Source organism: Paracoccus sediminicola, assembly GCF_027912835.1.
GTDB lineage: Bacteria > Pseudomonadota > Alphaproteobacteria > Rhodobacterales > Rhodobacteraceae > Paracoccus > Paracoccus sediminicola.
In genome coordinates, this window is the sequence record NZ_CP115774.1 from 1 (window position 1) to 16,817 (window position 16,817).

Sequence of the window (16,817 nt, forward strand, 5' to 3'; positions counted from 1 at the left end):
TTGGTGTGTAGAATGACGAATTCTAGTGTGTGAAATGACGAGGCCTGGCGAAAGTTATCCACAGGTAGCTTGGTGTGTGAAATGACGAATCTTGACGAACGGTGTGTGAAATGACGATAGTGTCCTATGGTGTGTGAAATGACGAACCAAGACTTGGTCCGGTGGTGTGTGGAATGACGAATTCACGCTCTCCGCTGCTGCCTGATCGTCATCCGCAGAAAGACCTGTTCGTCTGTGACATCGTGGATGCCGTGCCGAAGGGTGACATGGCTTCGATGGAACACCCCGTTTTCACCCTATCGACCAAGCCGGACATGAAGCCACGGCGCTACCAGAACGGCGAGAACTTTATCGAAGTGTCGCCATCACGTTATGGGCTGGCCACCGTGCATGACCGCGACGTGCTGATCTACTGTATCAGCCAGTGTATGGCCGCGCTTAATGAAGGGCGATCGGTGAGTCGCACCCTGCGGTTCAAGGCCCACGATTTGCTGGTGGCCACGAACCGGCGCACGTCCGGTGAAGGCTACAAGCTGCTTAAAGACGCGCTGAGACGGCTACAGGGGACGCAAATCGAGACAAACATCCGCCAAGGCGGCAAGGAATATTTCCGCGTCTTTGGTCTGATTGAGGCGGCCGAGATCGTGCGGGAGACGCGCGACGGCCGGATGCAGGATGTCGAGATCACGCTCTCGGACTGGGTGTTCGATGCGATCGAAAACAATCATGTCCTCACCCTGAACAAGGAATACTTCCTCCTTCGCAAGCCACTCGAACGGCGGCTGTACGAGTTGGCGCGCAAGCATTGCGGGGCGCAACCGAAGTGGAAATGCGGGATCGAGTTGCTGCGCGACAAGTGTGGTTCGGGCTCAACCACGAAGGAGTTCCGCCGTTTGCTCTCAAAGATTATTGAAGATGACGCGGTGCACCATCACCTCCCCGACTATGTGATGAGTATTGAAGGCAACAATGTTGTCTTTCTCCCGAAGGAGGGCGAAGCGGTGATCGCCCTGCCCTTCCAGGCTTTGCGATTCAACAAGGCCGATACGCATGATGAGGCGCGACGGCTCGCGCCTGGCTGGGATATCTACGTGCTAGAAAGCGAGTGGCGGTCATGGGTGCATGACAAGGCCATCGACGTGAAGGATGCGGATAAGCACTTCCTCGCCTTCTGCAAGAAGCGCGGCGCTTATCGCAACTAAAAGCACAAATGTGGGTTTGTGGCTTTACGCGTTCCCACTAATGTGGTGGAGTTGACTCATGATCATATCGTTCCTGAACCAAAAAGGCGGCGTGGGCAAAACCACCCTCTCGGTGAATGTGGCGGGCTGCTTGGCACGCCAGGGCCATCGGGTATTGCTGATCGACGCGGACAAACAGGGCTCGGCCACCACCTGGGCGAGCCTGCGCGAAGATGCACCCTTCCAGGTCGTCAGCATGGCGCGGGCCAACATGGCGCGGGATGCGCTCAAGCTGTCTTATGACTACGACCACACGGTGATTGATGGGCCGCCGCATGCGGAAGAGATCGCCCGGTCGTGTATCGCGGCGTCCGACTTCGTCGCTCTGCCGATCGAGCCCTCCGGGCTTTCAACCTGGGCCTCAGATCTGACGGTCCGGCAGGTGACGGAGGCGCTGGAATTTAAACCCCACATAAAATGTGGGTTTGTGGTGTCCCGCAAAATAGGGAAAACGGTGATCGGCCGAGATATTCGCAACATGGCGGCCGAGGCAGGCTTGCCGATCTTGGAAAGCGAGATCGAGCAGCGGGTCGCCTTCGCGGAAGGCATGACCATGGGGCAAACGATTTTCGAGTGGGCAGGCGATAGCCATGCCGCCCGCGAGATCGAACAACTAACGAAAGAGATTGAAGGATATGTCGAAGAAGACGTTTTCAACGGCTCCGAAGCCGAAACAGCAGCCAACGGATGACCAAATTCTCGCGTTTGAGCGCGGCGGGGCAGGACACGATACAAGGCGGGCAGCGAAGCCCGTCCCGGATGAGCCGACCAAGCGTCTGAGTCTGGACCTTCCGGCCAGCTTGCACACGCGTTTCAAAACGGCGTGTAGCGCGACGAACCGGAAGATGGTTGGAGAGCTGCAAGCCTTCATCGAGAAGCGCACGCAAGAGCTCGAAGATGAAGCAGGCATAGCCCGCCAATGAACAAAAGCACAAATGTGGGTTTGTGAATATTATTGTGCAAGGCAAATTTGTGTTGTAAAAACAATGGGGAGGGCGGTGAGTTAAGCGAGATCACCGCAAATCGATAATGCACGCAGAGCTGAGAACGAGAGAAGCCCTTGGGCCGTTAGGTCCGGTCGAAGAGAAAAATGCCCCGGACGTGTTGTACACGGCGGGGGATACGTCGCTTCTGACCGAAGGCTCGCGCGTGGCGATTGTCGGCTCCCGCAAAGCAACCCCGGACGGCATCAAGCGTGCGAAGGCAGTCACACGGGCTTTGGTTCAGCAAGGCATCATCGTGGTGAGCGGCCTGGCCGAAGGGATCGACGCGGTGGCGCACCGCACGGCTATTGAAGAGGGTGGGCGCACCATTGCCGTGCTCGGCACGCCGCTCTCAAAAGCATATCCGGCCAAGAACGCGGGCCTTCTCGAAGAGATCAAGCGCGACCACCTGGCGATTTCACAGTTTCCGGAAGGTTATCCAGGCCGGGGTGAGAACTTTCCGCGCCGCAACCGGACGATGGCGCTCATCTGCGATGCGACGATCGTGATCGAGGCGAGCGAGAAGAGCGGAACGCGCCACCAGGGTTGGGAAGCGATCCGGCTCGGCCGCGACCTCTACCTTCTTGAGAATGTTGCCACCAATCCGAACCTGACCTGGCCGAAGCAACTCATCGAGTACGGTGCACAAATCCTGCGCCGCGAAGACCTACCGGATATCCTGCTCGATATCCCGAACTACACAGCCGGGGGTGTGCGTGCCTTTGAGCTATGAGTACGGCACATTCGCCAACTACTCCCCACGCGGCAGCTCGGAACTAGCGGTAAAGTCACGAAAGGCATGCGGTGCGATAAAGGCGGGCAGGGTCGATGTTATCGGCTCGGCCGTCCCGCACCTCCAAGACGCCAAGGCAGACATCCTGCGCCCATTCCTCGGTCCTGATGTGACCCTTGTGCCGGTGCCACGCTCTGCACCGCTTCCTGAGGGCGCTCTTTGGCCTGCGAAGGTCATCTGTGACGTGCTCCACGGGCAGGGTTTCGGCCAGGAAGTACAACCCTACCTGAGAAGAACTAGGGCCGTACCACGCTCATCAAACTCACTGGCGGCGGAGAGGCCACTCGTGCCGGTGCATATGGAGAGTATCGAGGCTGAACGGCCGTTTTTCGTTCCTGACAAGATCACGATCGTGGATGATGTGCTGACCATGGGCCGGACGAGCTTTGCATGCGCAGAGCTCCTGCGCGAAGTTTGTCCAAACACGGAAATCCGCATCTTCGCGATGATCCGCACACAGGGCCTTCAAAACGACATCGAGAAGATCGTCGATCCGGCCACAGGGATCATTGTGGGCTATCCATCCGGCAAGACACATCGCGACCCGTAAATGCACAAATGTGGGTTTGTGCAAAATTTCCCGTTTTCACCGGGTTCGAATATGGAACGCTTTACAAGTAATAATTGAGGGAACAAATAATTGAACATACAAGGTTTTCTGACAGAGGTTTCCTCGATTTACCAAACCGGCGCGGCAACGGAACACTCGTACCGTAGCGCACTCCAAAACCTTCTGTCATCGGTTGCCGAGGATATTACGGCCCTGAATGAACCAAAGCGGGTGAAGTGCGGCGCGCCTGATTTCATCGTTTCACAGGGCGATATCGTCATCGGCCATGTTGAGGCCAAAGATATTGATATCGGGATTCGCGGTCTGAAAGGGAGCAACAAGGACCAGCAAGAACGCTATCGGGCCGCTCTGCCGAACCTCATCTACACCAACTGCCTTGAATGGGATTTCTACAGGGACAGCGAGCTTATCGCGTCTGTGCGGATTGCCGATTTTGTCATGGGTGTGCAGCCGCGCCCGCAAGAGTTTGACGCCCTCGAAAACCTGCTGCGCGATTTCATCGCCCAGAGGCCCCAGACCATCACCAGCCCGCGCGAGCTGGCCGAGCGCATGGCAGGTAAGGCCAATCTGATTAAGGACGTGTTGTTCCGCACCTTGGCCGAGGACAAGGACGTTCAGACCGAACTTTCTGCCCAGTACAACGCCTTCAAGGAAAACCTCATCCACGATATCACGGCGAACGATTTCGCGGATATCTACGCCGAAACCATCGCCTACGGCTTGTTTGCCGCCCGCCTGCACGACACGACACTGGATACGTTCAGCCGCCAAGAGGCGCTTGAGCTTCTGCCGAAGTCCAACCCGTTCCTGCGAAGCCTGTTCACCTACGTTGCGGGCTATGACCTCGACGACCGCATCGCGTGGATTATCGACGACCTTGCCCGCGTGTTCCGCGCCTGTGACGTGGCCAAGCTCATGGAAGGGTTCGGCAAGCTGACAGGCCAAAGAGACCCCTTCCTGCACTTCTACGAAACGTTCCTTGCCGCCTATAACCCTGCCAAGCGCAAGGCCCGTGGTGTCTGGTACACGCCCGAACCTGTGGTGAATTTCATTGTTCGCGCAGTCGATGAAGTGTTGCAGACCGAGTTTGGCCTAGCGGACGGGCTGGCCGACACGTCCAAGGTGGTTATCGACTGGGAAACGGGTGAAATCGGTAAAAGGGGTAAGCCCGTCACCATCAAGAAAGAGGTTCACCGCGTCCAAATCCTCGACCCCGCGACAGGGACAGGCACCTTCCTTGCGGAAGTCATCAAGCAGATTGCCCCGCGTGTTCAGGGCATCGCCCCCGCCATGTGGTCGAAGTACATCGAGGACGACCTTATCCCACGCTTGCACGGATTCGAGCTGCTCATGGCGTCCTATGCCATGTCCCACATGAAGCTCGACATGATACTGACCGAGCTGGGCTATAAGCCCGCGAAGGCACCGCCACGCCTGTCAGTTTACCTGACTAACAGCCTTGAGGAAGGCGAGCCAGCCAACCAGACCTTGCCCTTCACGCAATGGCTCAGCCGCGAGGCCAAGGGCGCAAACACCATCAAGCGCGACATGCCCATCATGTGCGTTGTCGGGAACCCACCCTACAGCATTATGTCTGGAAACCTGACAGCAGAACAGGTTTCACTAGTAGATGCGTATCGCTCGGTTGATGGTGTGCCCATAAAAGAGAAGGGCATGCTTCAATTCGAGAAGAACATAAACAACGATTACATAAAATTCCTTTCACTGTCAGAACGTCTAATATCATCTAACGGATTTGGTGTTTTGGGGTTCATCACAAGCCACGGATACCTCAAAAGTAGCTCATTTCGAGGTTTGCGAGCGCATCTTCTCGAAACCTTCCATGATGTGAGAGTCATCGACCTTCATGGCAACAGCGAGATACGAGAGGTTTCCCCAACAGGTGGGATAGATCAAAATGTTTTTGATATTAAACAAGGTGTTGCCATCATAATTGCCGTTCGCAGGCCAGGCCAAAAAAAGAAAAAAGACAAGGGCAAAGCATATTTTTCTGAGCTATGGGGAACACGGAAAAGTAAGTATAAGTCCCTTGAGGAAGCTAGTGTCACAGACATTGAGTGGACAGACTGCAAGGCAATTGCCCCAAACTATACATTTCATCCGTCGGGTCCAGCTTTCGACGAATACAGACAACAATATCCAAGCCTTGCGGAGTGGTTCCCGCTCTATTCTTCGGGGGTTATTACTGCCCGCGATGGGTTCAGCATATCGGAAGACCCCGCTCAGCTAGTAAAGCGGGCGAAAAAGTTTTCTGGAAACCCTGACCTAAGCAACAGTGAACTCTGTATAAGGCTCAATATTAAGGAGAAGAAGGGATGGGACATTTCTAAAGCAAGAAGGAACTTGGCGGCAGAAAGCGACCTAAATTCCCTCATCGAAGATATCAGCTATAGACCATTTGATGAGCGTAAAATTATTTACCATGATAGCGTGGTATGGACTACAGCCCGCTCAACGATGCGCCATATGCTGACAGACAACAATATCGCCCTAGTGTCAGCACGAAGCGAAAAGTCGGGAACTTGCAGTCATTTCTTTGTCAGTGACAAACTTGTGGAAACGAAGTGCGGTGAACGAACCACACAGAGCGCAGTATTCCCTTTGTTCCTCTACCCTGATGAGCAGGACTTAGACAAAACCCGCCGCGCGAATTTTAACGACAAGCTATGGCGCAAGCTCAAGAAATTGGCCAAGCACCCTGAGCATGGCGTACCCGATGAAATGAAGGCGTTCGATTACATCTATGGTGCTTTGCACTGCCCCGCCTACCGTGCCACTTTCGCGGATTTTCTGAAAATAGACTTCCCGCGCATCCCGTGGCCGACCACGCCAGACGAGTTTTGGACCGTCGCGGAGGCGGGCGGGCAGCTTCGCAGACTGCACCTGATGGAGCCTGCTGCCATTGGCGATGCGCCTTACCCCTTCACGGGCGAGGGTGACAATGTGGTGGACAAGGCGCGCTTTGAGGGGGGCAAGGTCTGGGTCAACAAAACCCAGCACTTCGACAACGCCCCCGAAGTGTCATGGGATTTCTACATCGGCGGCTATCAACCCGCGCAGAAGTGGTTGAAAGATCGCAAGGGCCGTGCGCTGAGCTTCGAGGACGTGAAGCACTATCAGCGCATTCTAAAAATTCTGTCCGAGACCGACAGGATTATGCAGACCATCACGATGGACCTGGGAGCGACTGATGGCCCGTGATTATAATTACTCCTCAGGTGTTGAGGGGTAAAATGTTAGAGTACATTGGCCTTGGTTGGCTACCCAACCTGCTGTACAACCTCGGCAAGGATGTCTTCGGATGGAGAAAACCGCTTTCCTCTGAGGAACGGATCGCGCGCCGACGGAAATGGAAGCCTATATTTGACGAGCACATTCGCGATCATTTTTCTCGGAAGCTTCGCTCTGACGTCATTATACGTGATGTCAAGCGCGTCGATCAGTACCCTGATATCGAAGAAAAATCTAAAGGAATATCACCGTGGTTCCGAGTTGGTCTAGTCGGGACTTACCATCGCGGTATTCTAGTTGCTTTCCATTGGCTCCGTCTATTGCAAGTGGGAGACGCAAAATTTCGGGTATTAGATATTTTGGACCATGACAAGGGCGACAAGGAATTGGAAGCGGTGTCTATCAAGGCTATCCAGCTAGGAATGATCCCGTTTGAGAATATCGAAGATGTGGATTTTGAAGGTGACGAATACTATGGATTCCCACATATATATTGCCACTTCTCCAACAAGAGAGAGCCTTACGAAAGAATAGCTATCTTCACTCAGAACCAACTTTTCCCCGACAGCCTACCATACTATACTGAAATAGCTGATGTCGAAAGTGTACGCAAAGAGAGCGAGAAGGCAGGCATCAAGAAGCCCTATGTATAGCCAGTTCGCTTCTGAATCTTATGCCCTTCGTACAGTCTTCACGCTTACATGGAAAAGCTGCGCGATCTCGGAAAGCCTGCGGCCTTCCTCGTCCCGCATTCGGCGCACCTCGTCGCGCTGTGCTGCCGATAGGGCAGGGGGACGGCCACCCACCCGGCCACGTTTGCGGGCGGCCTGTAGGCCTTCCCTGGTCCGCTCTGATATCCGCTCGCGCTCGAACTGCGCGATCGAGGCGAAGACGTGGAAGACAAGACGGCCTGCCGGTGTTGTCGTGTCGATGTCCTCAGCCAGGGATCGGAATCCTGCTCCGCGCTCCCGGATCGTCTCCACGATGTCGAGAAGGTCACGCAACGATCGGGCAAGCCGATCATACTTGGTGACGACCACGACATCGCCTTGGCGAAGCTGATTGATCATCTGGTCGAGCTGCGGCCGTGACCTGGCCGAACCAGTGATCTTGTCCGCGAACACGCGCTCGGCCCCAGCCACCTCAAGGGCGTCGGTCTGGGCTTCGAGTTTCTGGTCGTCTGTGCTAACGCGGGCATATCCGATGATCATGCTGGGAAGCATGCCAGAAACGTCCCAAAACTCCAAAGGTTTTGGCCGGGGTTTTTGTCCTTATCAACAGCTTGATCTGCCGTGGGGCAGGGCAGGGGGGACAAAAACGACCGTTTGTGACCCATATCGGAAACTGCCGTTCGTTGAAGGTCGGCGTGGTCCCGCGGTCCGGCCGTAAGGACAGGCACAGGCGAGGGCCCGCCTCGCGCCCTCTTTCGCAGATGCTACGAAGCAACGAACGTCGGCTTTTCTCAAGGTGCGCCGGCAGGAGCGAACGGCCGCTAGAAGCCGGTTTTGCCACCCGTTCAGTGCGCGGAGCACGCTTCATGGACTAAAATAGGGTCCTATATGGACTAAAAATTTTTAGCTATCATATTGAAAAACTGTGCCTTTTTGTGAAAAAATAATGTTAGCGTTCGAGCATTGTATCTAGAAAGGATTGGGCCTCTTCGTCAAATTTCGCATCATCGACGCGAAATCCGAAAGGCTATCCATCATGCCCACGCCCCCTGACGACCTCCTCACCAGCCTCCTCTCCGTGCCCCCGACCACCCTCTCGCTCTTCATCGCGCTCGCCGCGATCGCCGTCGTCGGCCTTGCGCTCCGGGTCGTCCTGCAGGCCCTCTCGAAGGAGACGGACAAGTGACCATGAAGAACTGGGCCAAGCTGCCCTCCACCTGGATCGAGGACGGCGGTCTCCGCGCTTTCCGATGGACAACGAAGGAGCCCGGCGCCGGTGCATCCGAGGTGGCCGCGCTTATGGCCCTCCTCGCGATTGCGCACCACGCCGCCACTGACACGGGAATCGCGCGGCTCACCTATGACGGTCTAGAAACCGCCACCGGTATCAGCCGCACCAAGATCGCAGACGGCCTAGACCTTCTGGCGAAGCGGGGGATCGTCCAGCGAGAGCCAGACGGCCGCAGCACGTTGGGGCTCGCCAACTACGGGGAGGGCCACCGATGGGCCGCCGTGCCGGCCAAGCCGCTCTATGACGGGGTCGGCGCAATCATGGCGTTCGAGGATTTTCATCTTCGCAAGCGGGCCGAACTGGACGCGCTAAAGCTCTACTTTGCTATCGCCGCGCGGCGGGACACCGAACAAAATATCGCATGGCTGACGTACGATAAGATGCGCTCCTATGCGGGGCTGCGTCCCCACCGGATCAAGGCCGCACTCGGAGTGCTAAACATCAACGGCCTCATCACCGTCGACATCGTGCCACGAGCCCATGCGGAGCATGGCGTAGCGACAGGCTACCGACTGCGCCACCTGTTCCCCAGGCGCCACGCCGGAACCACCGGCCGGGCTTCCTTGGGCGAGACAACGGGGTTCTAGAGATCATACCGAGCAAAGCGTTCACGCTGCTCCACGGCCGTCGTCGAAGAGAGAGCCCGGAGACCGAGACCGTCTTCTAGGCGGTGGACAGGCTCCGAGTCGCTACAACTCTTTGTCGTCCCCATCCGTTGCCTGATTTCCCGACCTCTTCGACCGGAAAGATCGGGAGGTCGCCGTGCCTATCGAGATAGCGCTCGCGCCGCCCTATCCGTGCTTCGATCTGGACTAATGATCACCACGCGGTTCGGGGTTCTCCCGGAACCTATCCGACCGCTTTTGGACAGGTGGCTCTAGCAAGGTGCTTGTGTCAGCCGATCCAAGCGCCACGAGCAATCGTCGTATCGCTTATAACATGATTTCAGTGTCACTCAGCAATCATTTAGCGCCACCGGCGTACCATTTTCGCTCTACACTCATTAGCGCCGCTGGCATTGACACTTCCCCTTCCATGCCCTTCAATTTCCTTAAGTATGGAAGATGGGAACGCGACCTTGCCAAGTTTGGACTTTGAACATGAGCGCGATGCATTTCGTCATTTCTACAATGACAACTCACTTCTACTTGAAGAAGCAAAAGAATCCTTAGTTTCTCTTATCTCCGCACTCCTTCGGGACAACGGTGAGATTAGCTTCTCAAAAATCGAAGGGCGGGTAAAGTCTCGGGAAGAATGCATTCTGAAGTTTATCCGAAAATATCGATCAGGACTCGAGCAGGCCAGTGAAAATTATACGATAAGGGATCATATATCCGATATTATTGGTTTGCGCGTCGTGTGTCTTTACGAGAGCGATATTAAAAAGGTAATTAGTGAGTTTGAGAGTGAGTTTGAGGTAATAGAAATTACCGATAAGAGTGCCGAAATCGAAGGCACAGACGCCACTTTCGGCTACAAAGGCACGCATGCCGACTTAAAAATCAAACCCCCACGCTCCGAGTTTTCAGAGTATCGTCGCTTTAAAGATTTTCAATTTGAGGTACAGATACGAACTGTCGTGCAAGATGCGTGGAGCACGCTAGACCACAAGATTAAATATAAGAAATCAATACCCCAAAACCTCAAGCGGCGAATTAACACTTTGGCGGCCTTGTTCGAGTTGGCCGATAGAGAATTTTTAGAAATTCGAGAGGAAACAGAGCGCCAAGTTGAAGTTGCCAAGGAATCTTATGAAGAAATAGAGAAGGAAACTGATACTGGCGGCGCCCCCCCGGGATCAGGACAACCCAAAAAGTTCACAAGAGCACCTCTAGATGCCTTCTCCTTTTTGAGAATTGCAAACCATTTCTTCCCTGACTTCACCTTCGAAGACCACAAAGTAGACGGTTTCGTCGATGAGATACAAAGTCGTCGCTCCGAAACAACAAGGGGCAAATTCAACTGGTACATGAAGAACGGCATTTCAGCAGTGAAAGACTACGCTGATCACAAGGCAAAGAACGACGGGAGGCGAATGAACCCCTTTACGTTAATGAGGCACTCCCTATACTATAGTGATCCAGATACCTTCCACGATATAATATCAGAATCCGCTAGAAAAGACTTCGATGCTTGGCTAAAGGAAAATGGCCATCCCAATGGAGTTCGTTCAGAACAACTTTCCTAAATATTAACTTCAATATCTCTTCGTTAGCACCTCCCCTTGAACGCTACGTTCATATCTACACAATGGCTTGATTTCATACTATTAATTGATATTTGGCACGACTATGCGGGCGTCATCTATGGAGGACTTAGTGCATAATATCGATATTGAACAACTCGATCTTGCCGAACTGAAGCAGCTCCGGAAGGACGTTGACCGAGCTATCGAGAGCTATGAAAAGCGGAAAAAGCAGGAAGCTCTTGCCGCTGCCGAAGCCGCTGCAAAAGAGTCAGGGTACACCCTGTCTGAACTCCTTGGAACGACAGCCAAGGGGAAAGGCAAGGTGAACCCGCCGAAGTATCGCCATCCAGAAAACCCTGAGTTGACCTGGACAGGGCGCGGCAGGCAGCCAGACTGGATCAAGGAAGGCCTTCAGGCGGGAAAATCGCTGGAAGACTTCCTCATCGTGAAGTGACGCCGAGTGTGAGGGGCTTAAACGCGCCCCTCCTCTGGTCGGATCAGGATTCCCTGACGGTCGTCTTCGGGTTTCGCTTGGCGGTTGTCCCGCTCACGAAGCGTCCGCTCTTGGCGCTCCGCGCGGAGCCGGTCGAGCCTCCGCCGGTCTGTTCGAAAACAGTCGTGTTCGGGCTGCGCTTGCCATGCCCGCTGGTCACGTAACGGCCGCTGATCGCGCTGCGATAGTGACCGCCAGATTTTCCTTTTGCCATCGCCTCGTCCTTTCGGTGGAGCTGCCGGCTGCGCTCAGCAGTCCGGCAGGTTGTCCAGATTATTCCGCGAGCTGGAATCGGCGTCCGTCCGCAGGTGCTTCTTCCCGCCACGCTCCACGACGTGGACATCCGTGCGGTGCCCGGCACGATCCACGTAGTAGCTGTGCGCCTTGGTCTCGATGTCGCGGACTGCGTCCGCCTTCGCGCGCGGCGACCACGACTCGCCGCCATTGCAGAGCTTGGTGATATCGCCGTCGGTGTCCTTGCCCGTCGCGGTGACTCTTCGATCTGCCATTTGGCACCTCCTACTATACTGAGCGCCCGAGTCGGCGCAGGACACAAGATATCACATCGGGGCCTTTGGACAAAATAGGAACTTACGTTGACGTCAGCTCGGATCGTTGGCGGCACGGCAAGGCTGGTTCACAGCGACCACCCCTCCCCTCTGTCGCGCTCGCGGTGCTGGTCCTTCTCGTGCTCCTCGCGCTCGTTCTCCGGATCGCGCTCCAGCTCGCTGTCGCGCTCGACCTGGACATGCTTCGAGCGGTCCAGGATGGCACCCAGCCGGTCCTTGACGCTCTCGCGACCCTGCGCCGGGGTATCGCGCTCGGACGCCTCCTCCCCGACCTCGCGCCCGACGACCCGTGACAACCGCTCGCGGATATCCTCGTGCCCCTGCTCTGGGCTGTCTTCCCGACCCCGGTCCTTCTCGGCAGCCGCCCGGAGCGCCGCGAGGCCCGCGGAGACGCGGCCCTGCCCGGCCTCCCGCTCTGCGCCGTAGGTCTCCCGCGCCAAGTCTACCCGCTCGCGCAGCTCGCGGACCATGGCCCGCGCCTGCCGCGCCCCGTGAACAGCGCGACCGCGCTCGGTGACGGGTGCGTACTCCCGTCCCTCGGCGACGGCCTCCCGCATGGCGCGCCGCTCCATGGCGTTCGCGGCCGGTCCCAGCTTCACCTCCGGGGCGCGGTCCAGTTCCTCGGCCGAGAGCGCATCTCCGCGCTCAAGGGCGCTTTCCCGCTGCGCATCGAGCGAACGATGATCGACGCGTTCACGCTCCCCGACGCGCTCCAGCGCCCGGTTCTGAAGCTCGGCCCAGGTCTCGCGCATCGCCTCTATCTCGATGCCGCCGGTTTTCGCGGCATCGAGCACGCGGGTCTTGTCGGTGAAGCCCTCTGCGCCCAATGCCCGCGTCGATGTCAGTACATGGGCGTGGTGGTTGCGCTGGTCGCCTTCGCGGTGCGGGGCGTGGATCGCCACATCCACCGCCACACCGTAGCGCTCGACCAGCTGCTCCGCGAAGACCCGGGTGATCTCCGCCCGCTCCTCGGCGCCGATCTCGGAGGGGAGCGCCAGCTCCCACTCCCGGGCGGTGACGGAGTTCTTGCGGGTCTCGCGCGCCTCGGCGGCGTTCCACAGCGCGGCGCGATCCTGCGCCCAGGCGGGGGCGTGCTCCGGCGCGACGATGAAGCTGTCCTCGATCCCCTGCTTGGCGGTGTAGTCGTGGACGCGCCCCTCGCGCTGGCAGTTGATGCGCTCGCCGGAGCGGTATGCGGCCGCCGCCGTGGCGGAGCGCCCGGCGCTGCGTTTGATGGTCTTCACGGAGAGGTGGTAGCTCGCCACGTGCTCTACCCCCCGACAGCCGGAAAAACTGAACGCCGCATAGTCGCCGGCAGTCCTCTGCCGAGGCCCCTGCGCGCCATGGCAGGACCGAGCGGCCGCGCATAGATGGAAACATGGCCGGTCTGTCTTGTTTCCCTCGGCAGAACACGGATCCTGGTGCCTGCCGCGCGCCAGCATCCGGCCCCGGACACCTCCTCCCGTCCGGGGTCGGACCCGAGGGGACCGACCGTCTTTTGCCCGGAGGCCCGCCCGTCATGAGGCTGGGGCCGAGGGGCAAAAGACAGGCCGGAGCGAGCGGCCTCCCGGAGGCCCGAGGGACGGACTTGCACATGAGCCGAGCCAATATCCCTAGCCTTATGAGGGGCGGGATATTGGATCGGCTCATGTGCGGTTTGCCACGGGCTAACCTGGCGGACGGAATGCCCCTCGACGGGGCAGACGGAGGCCCACCGCTCCGGAGCCAAAGCCAACGGCAGGCCGGCCCCCAAAGCGGGGCCATGGCCGAGCCGGGGGCGTGGTACCGGAGCGGGACGCGATCCAACAGCGTGTGTTGGGCTGGGAAGGTTTGGAAGGGGCGGCGCGCCCTTCCATGTCGATGCCTGCATCGACTGGGGTCGCCATCGGCGGGGGCTGTGCCCCCGGGAGATCGCACGCAAATCTCGGAGACCGACCGGAGGGAGGCGGAGAGTTTGCATAAGTGCGCCCTTGTCCTTTACAGGCCTACGGGTACGCGCTACCGCTCGGTCCGTAAAGCCTGACGTGAGCCGTCGGGCCATTGGACCACGGAGGAGGCGATTTGTCCGAGACCGAACTCCAGAAGGCCGAACGGCAATTCGCCCAGGCCAAGGCCCGGCTTCAGGCCGCAAAGAACCGCGAGGCCAGTCGCCAGCGCAAGCTCGACACCCGCCGCAAGGTGATCCTCGGCGGAGCGCTCATCGACCTCGCCGCCCGCGACACCAACGCCGCCGCGATGCTCGACCGCCTGCTTCGGAACCTCACCCGGGAAAACGACCGCAAGGCGTTTGAGGACTGGTCGCAGCCCACCGCCGCTGCCGAGTCCGGTGAAGCGGCGCGGGCCACCCCGGAACCGCCGTCCGAATGAGAACGGTCGGGGCCATCCTCGGGGGATTTGCGCGCCTCGTTGCCGGTCTCGTGGTGGCCCCCTTCCTGCTCGGCTGGCTGGCGCTCTGGCTCGTCCTCGGGGCCGGGATCGGCGCGCTGGTCGCCACGCCGTTCGTCTTCGCGATCTTCGATGGCCCGCCCGGTGAGAGTGCCTGGCAATGGGTGGTCGTCGCGCCCCTGATGCTCTGCGGGTCGATCCTGGCTTTCGGGCACTGGCGGGAGATCTCCGGAGCGGACAGGTTCCTCGGCGGCGGGGCCGGCGACAGCCACGGCTCCGCGCGCTTCGCCGGGACGCGCGAGCTGCGGAAACTCGAACGCGCGGACGGGCTGCTGATCGGACGCAGCCAGCGCGGCCGTCTCCTGCGCTACGACGGACCGGCCCACCTGCTGACCCTCGCCCCCACCCGCGCCGGCAAGGGCGTCGGCACGGTGATCCCCAACCTGCTCGCCGTGGACCGCTCGGTGCTGGTGATCGACCCCAAGGGCGAGAACGCCCGGATCACCGGCACGGCCCGCGAGCGCTTCGGGACCGTCCACGTCCTCGATCCCTTCGGAGTCTCCGGCAGGCCTTCCGCCGCCTACAACCCGCTCGACCGCCTCTCGGCCGACAGCCCCGATATCGGCGAGGATGCCGCCTCGCTGGCGGAGGCTCTGGTCGTGGACCCGCCCGGCCAGTCCGGGGACGCGCACTGGAACGAGGAGGCGAAGGCCCTCCTCGGCGGGCTGATCATGTTCTGCGTGGCCCACGAGGAGCCGGAGCGCCGCACGCTCGCCTCCGTGCGGGAGTACCTGACCCTGCCCCCGGACCGGCTCTCCGCGCTCATGGCGCTGATGCAGGACAGCGATGCGGCGGAGGGACTGGTGGCCCGCGCGGCGAACCGCTTCGCCGGCAAGGCGGACCGGGAAGCGGCCTCGGTGCTGTCGAACGCGCAGCGGCACACCCATTTCCTCGACAGCCCCCGGATCGTGAAGGTCATGGCGCGCTCCGACTTCACCTTCGCGGAGCTGCGCCACCGCACGACCTCGGTCTTCCTCGTGCTGCCGCCCAACCGGCTGGACGCCTATAGCCGTTGGCTGCGCCTGCTGGTCGCGCAGGGGCTTCAGGACATCGCCCGGGACGCCGAGCGGCCTCCTGAGCCCCGCAGCGGCGCTGAGACGCCCGGAGAGCGCCCCTCGGGGCCGGCGCTGTTCCTGCTGGATGAGTTTGCCGCCCTGGGCCGTCTCGAGGCGGTGGAGCGCGCCATGGGGTTGATGGCCGGCTACGGGCTCCAGCTCTGGCCGATCTTGCAGGACATGAGCCAACTGCGGGACCTCTACGGCGCGCGCGCCTCGACCTTCGTGGCCAATGCCGGCGTGCAGCAGGTGTTCGGGGTAAACGACTTCGAGACGGCGAAGTGGCTGAGCCAGTCCATGGGGCAGGAAACCATCGGCTACCGCACCGAAAGCCGCCGGCCGGGCGATCTGCCGACCACTGGAACCAGCCTCACCGGGCGCGACCTGCTGACGCCGGACGAGATCATGCAGCTGCCGTCCGAATGCCAGCTCCTGCGCCTCCAGGGCCAGCCTCCGGCCATCGCACGCAAGCTGCGCTACTACGCCGACCTTGAGTTCGCGGGGCTGTTCACCCCCGAGGCCCGGTAGACCGAAGGAGACCGCTTCCATGACCGACACGTCCTCCCCTGCCCTCTCGGACGATGAGCTGCGCGAAACTCTCGATCTGCTCTCCACGGTGCTGGCCAGCGTATCGGACCGCGTGGACACGCAGACGGAGGTACTGGGTCGCGTGAACAAGACGGCGACGGAGGCCCGCCAAGCAGCGTTCTCGGCCAAGACCCAGACCGATCCGGAGCGCTACGGGGACCTGGTGGGACAGGCCGTCGATGCGGAGATCAGCGACAGCCTCAAGCGCCTTGAGCGCATGGGAACCGATCTTCTGAAAGTCTCGAACCGGGCAGAGGCGGTGATCGCCAAGGCGGGAGAAGATCAACAGGCGGTCTATAACGCCATGCGGAGGCGGGAGCGCAAGGTGGATCGCTTCAGGGCCCGTCTTCCGTGGTTTGGTCTGGGAGCTGTCGTCCTGGCTGTCGCTATGACCTTCGGACTGCCTCGCTTCCTGGCAGGCGACGGAACCACTTGCACCATCATGGGGGCGGAGTGGACCCGGACAACAGATGGGCAAGAGGCCTGCGTGTTCTATGGGGAATAAGCATGTTTCCATGTTGCTTAAACAATAGCCTAAAACCCACAAAAGTGGGTAAGTGGCTAGGAGCAACGAGGAGTTAAATATAGTTAGAGTAGAGTTACAGACCCAAAAATTGCACTTAAGCCACTGGGATAAAACATTTTTTTATGACATTCGGTGTGTGAAATGACGAATC

The 16,817-nt window shown here is 58.9% G+C and carries 17 protein-coding genes; 13 read left to right on the forward strand and 4 right to left on the reverse strand.

Annotated elements, in window-relative coordinates; all coding sequences use genetic code 11:
* Window positions 1-173: 173 nt before the first annotated feature.
* From PAF18_RS17415 to PAF18_RS17440, 6 genes are all read left to right on the forward strand, one after another.
* The gene (locus tag PAF18_RS17415) at window positions 174-1,202 is read left to right on the forward strand and encodes a replication initiator protein A (protein ID WP_271118396.1); all 1,029 of its coding nucleotides are present in this window, start codon (window positions 174-176) and stop codon (window positions 1,200-1,202) included.
* A 58-nt stretch (window positions 1,203-1,260) separates the two neighbouring features.
* A complete protein-coding gene (gene parA, locus PAF18_RS17420; protein ID WP_271118397.1) occupies window positions 1,261-1,932 on the forward strand; it encodes a ParA family partition ATPase in 672 nt (223 codons plus the stop codon).
* A gap of 338 nt (window positions 1,933-2,270) precedes the next feature.
* Window positions 2,271-2,957: a DNA-processing protein DprA gene (locus tag PAF18_RS17425; protein WP_271118398.1), complete on the forward strand. Its 687-nt coding sequence runs from the start codon at window positions 2,271-2,273 to the stop codon at window positions 2,955-2,957.
* Window positions 2,947-3,567: a hypothetical protein gene (locus PAF18_RS17430; RefSeq protein WP_271118399.1), complete on the forward strand. Its 621-nt coding sequence runs from the start codon at window positions 2,947-2,949 to the stop codon at window positions 3,565-3,567. The genes PAF18_RS17425 and PAF18_RS17430 overlap by 11 nt, the downstream gene beginning before the upstream one ends.
* Before the next feature lie 90 nt (window positions 3,568-3,657).
* Window positions 3,658-6,810 carry a type ISP restriction/modification enzyme gene (locus tag PAF18_RS17435; protein WP_271118400.1) on the forward strand — a complete coding sequence of 1,051 codons (3,153 nt, stop codon included), beginning with the start codon at window positions 3,658-3,660 and terminating at the stop codon, window positions 6,808-6,810.
* Window positions 6,811-6,842: 32 nt separating this feature from the next.
* Window positions 6,843-7,493: a hypothetical protein gene (locus PAF18_RS17440; RefSeq protein WP_271118401.1), complete on the forward strand. Its 651-nt coding sequence runs from the start codon at window positions 6,843-6,845 to the stop codon at window positions 7,491-7,493.
* A gap of 18 nt (window positions 7,494-7,511) precedes the next feature.
* Here PAF18_RS17440 and PAF18_RS17445 read toward each other — a convergent pair whose 3' ends face one another.
* Entirely contained in the window at window positions 7,512-8,051 is a 540-nt protein-coding gene (locus PAF18_RS17445; RefSeq protein ID WP_271118402.1) for a recombinase family protein, read from the reverse strand.
* Between the two features lie 439 nt (window positions 8,052-8,490).
* Between PAF18_RS17445 and PAF18_RS17450 the strand changes: the two genes are divergently transcribed.
* The 4 genes from PAF18_RS17450 (at window position 8,491) to PAF18_RS17465 (ending at window position 11,444) form a co-directional block, all read left to right on the forward strand.
* On the forward strand, window positions 8,491-8,697 hold the full coding sequence (locus PAF18_RS17450) for a hypothetical protein (protein ID WP_271118387.1): 207 nt from the start codon (window positions 8,491-8,493) through the stop codon (window positions 8,695-8,697).
* Window positions 8,698-8,699: 2 nt separating this feature from the next.
* A complete protein-coding gene (locus tag PAF18_RS17455) occupies window positions 8,700-9,389 on the forward strand; it encodes a hypothetical protein (protein ID WP_271118403.1) in 690 nt (229 codons plus the stop codon).
* Window positions 9,390-9,859: 470 nt separating this feature from the next.
* A complete protein-coding gene (locus tag PAF18_RS17460; RefSeq protein WP_271118388.1) occupies window positions 9,860-10,990 on the forward strand; it encodes a GTP pyrophosphokinase in 1,131 nt (376 codons plus the stop codon).
* 130 nt (window positions 10,991-11,120) lie between these two features.
* Window positions 11,121-11,444, forward strand: coding sequence for an H-NS histone family protein (locus tag PAF18_RS17465; RefSeq protein WP_271118389.1), 324 nt, complete (start codon window positions 11,121-11,123; stop codon window positions 11,442-11,444).
* Window positions 11,445-11,487: 43 nt separating this feature from the next.
* Here the strand turns inward: PAF18_RS17465 and PAF18_RS17470 are convergent, their stop codons facing one another.
* From PAF18_RS17470 to mobQ, 3 genes are all read right to left on the reverse strand, one after another.
* Window positions 11,488-11,697 (reverse strand): hypothetical protein, encoded by a 210-nt coding sequence (locus tag PAF18_RS17470; protein ID WP_271118390.1) that lies wholly within the window; start codon window positions 11,695-11,697, stop codon window positions 11,488-11,490.
* Window positions 11,698-11,731: 34 nt separating this feature from the next.
* The gene (locus PAF18_RS17475) at window positions 11,732-11,992 is read right to left on the reverse strand and encodes a DUF3892 domain-containing protein (RefSeq protein WP_271118391.1); all 261 of its coding nucleotides are present in this window, start codon (window positions 11,990-11,992) and stop codon (window positions 11,732-11,734) included.
* A gap of 128 nt (window positions 11,993-12,120) precedes the next feature.
* Entirely contained in the window at window positions 12,121-13,317 is a 1,197-nt protein-coding gene (mobQ, locus tag PAF18_RS17480; RefSeq protein ID WP_271118392.1) for a MobQ family relaxase, read from the reverse strand.
* Between the two features lie 796 nt (window positions 13,318-14,113).
* On the opposite strand from mobQ, the gene PAF18_RS17485 reads away from it, so the two are divergent.
* The 3 genes from PAF18_RS17485 to PAF18_RS17495 are packed head-to-tail and all read left to right on the forward strand — an operon-like array spanning window position 14,114 to window position 16,645.
* The gene (locus PAF18_RS17485) at window positions 14,114-14,419 is read left to right on the forward strand and encodes a mobilization protein (RefSeq protein ID WP_271118393.1); all 306 of its coding nucleotides are present in this window, start codon (window positions 14,114-14,116) and stop codon (window positions 14,417-14,419) included.
* Window positions 14,416-16,080: a type IV secretory system conjugative DNA transfer family protein gene (locus tag PAF18_RS17490; protein ID WP_271118394.1), complete on the forward strand. Its 1,665-nt coding sequence runs from the start codon at window positions 14,416-14,418 to the stop codon at window positions 16,078-16,080. Before PAF18_RS17485 ends, PAF18_RS17490 begins: the two co-directional genes overlap by 4 nt.
* Window positions 16,081-16,099: 19 nt before the next feature.
* Window positions 16,100-16,645, forward strand: coding sequence for a hypothetical protein (locus PAF18_RS17495; protein ID WP_271118395.1), 546 nt, complete (start codon window positions 16,100-16,102; stop codon window positions 16,643-16,645).
* Window positions 16,646-16,817: the final 172 nt, after the last annotated feature.

What these genes read in the sequence shown, in the direction of transcription:
- parA (WP_271118397.1), top strand. Translation starts at nt 1,261, where the DNA reads ATGATCATATCGTTCCTGAACCAAAAAGGCGGCGTGGGCAAAACCACC.
- PAF18_RS17455 (WP_271118403.1), top strand. Translation starts at nt 8,700, where the DNA reads ATGAAGAACTGGGCCAAGCTGCCCTCCACCTGGATCGAGGACGGCGGT.
- PAF18_RS17495 (WP_271118395.1), top strand. Translation starts at nt 16,100, where the DNA reads ATGACCGACACGTCCTCCCCTGCCCTCTCGGACGATGAGCTGCGCGAA.
- PAF18_RS17475 (WP_271118391.1), bottom strand. Translation starts at nt 11,992, where the DNA reads ATGGCAGATCGAAGAGTCACCGCGACGGGCAAGGACACCGACGGCGAT.
- PAF18_RS17460 (WP_271118388.1), top strand. Translation starts at nt 9,860, where the DNA reads ATGGAAGATGGGAACGCGACCTTGCCAAGTTTGGACTTTGAACATGAG.
- PAF18_RS17440 (WP_271118401.1), top strand. Translation starts at nt 6,843, where the DNA reads ATGTTAGAGTACATTGGCCTTGGTTGGCTACCCAACCTGCTGTACAAC.
- PAF18_RS17445 (WP_271118402.1), bottom strand. Translation starts at nt 8,051, where the DNA reads ATGATCATCGGATATGCCCGCGTTAGCACAGACGACCAGAAACTCGAA.
- PAF18_RS17470 (WP_271118390.1), bottom strand. Translation starts at nt 11,697, where the DNA reads ATGGCAAAAGGAAAATCTGGCGGTCACTATCGCAGCGCGATCAGCGGC.
- PAF18_RS17425 (WP_271118398.1), top strand. Translation starts at nt 2,271, where the DNA reads ATGCACGCAGAGCTGAGAACGAGAGAAGCCCTTGGGCCGTTAGGTCCG.
- PAF18_RS17490 (WP_271118394.1), top strand. Translation starts at nt 14,416, where the DNA reads ATGAGAACGGTCGGGGCCATCCTCGGGGGATTTGCGCGCCTCGTTGCC.
- PAF18_RS17415 (WP_271118396.1), top strand. Translation starts at nt 174, where the DNA reads ATGACGAATTCACGCTCTCCGCTGCTGCCTGATCGTCATCCGCAGAAA.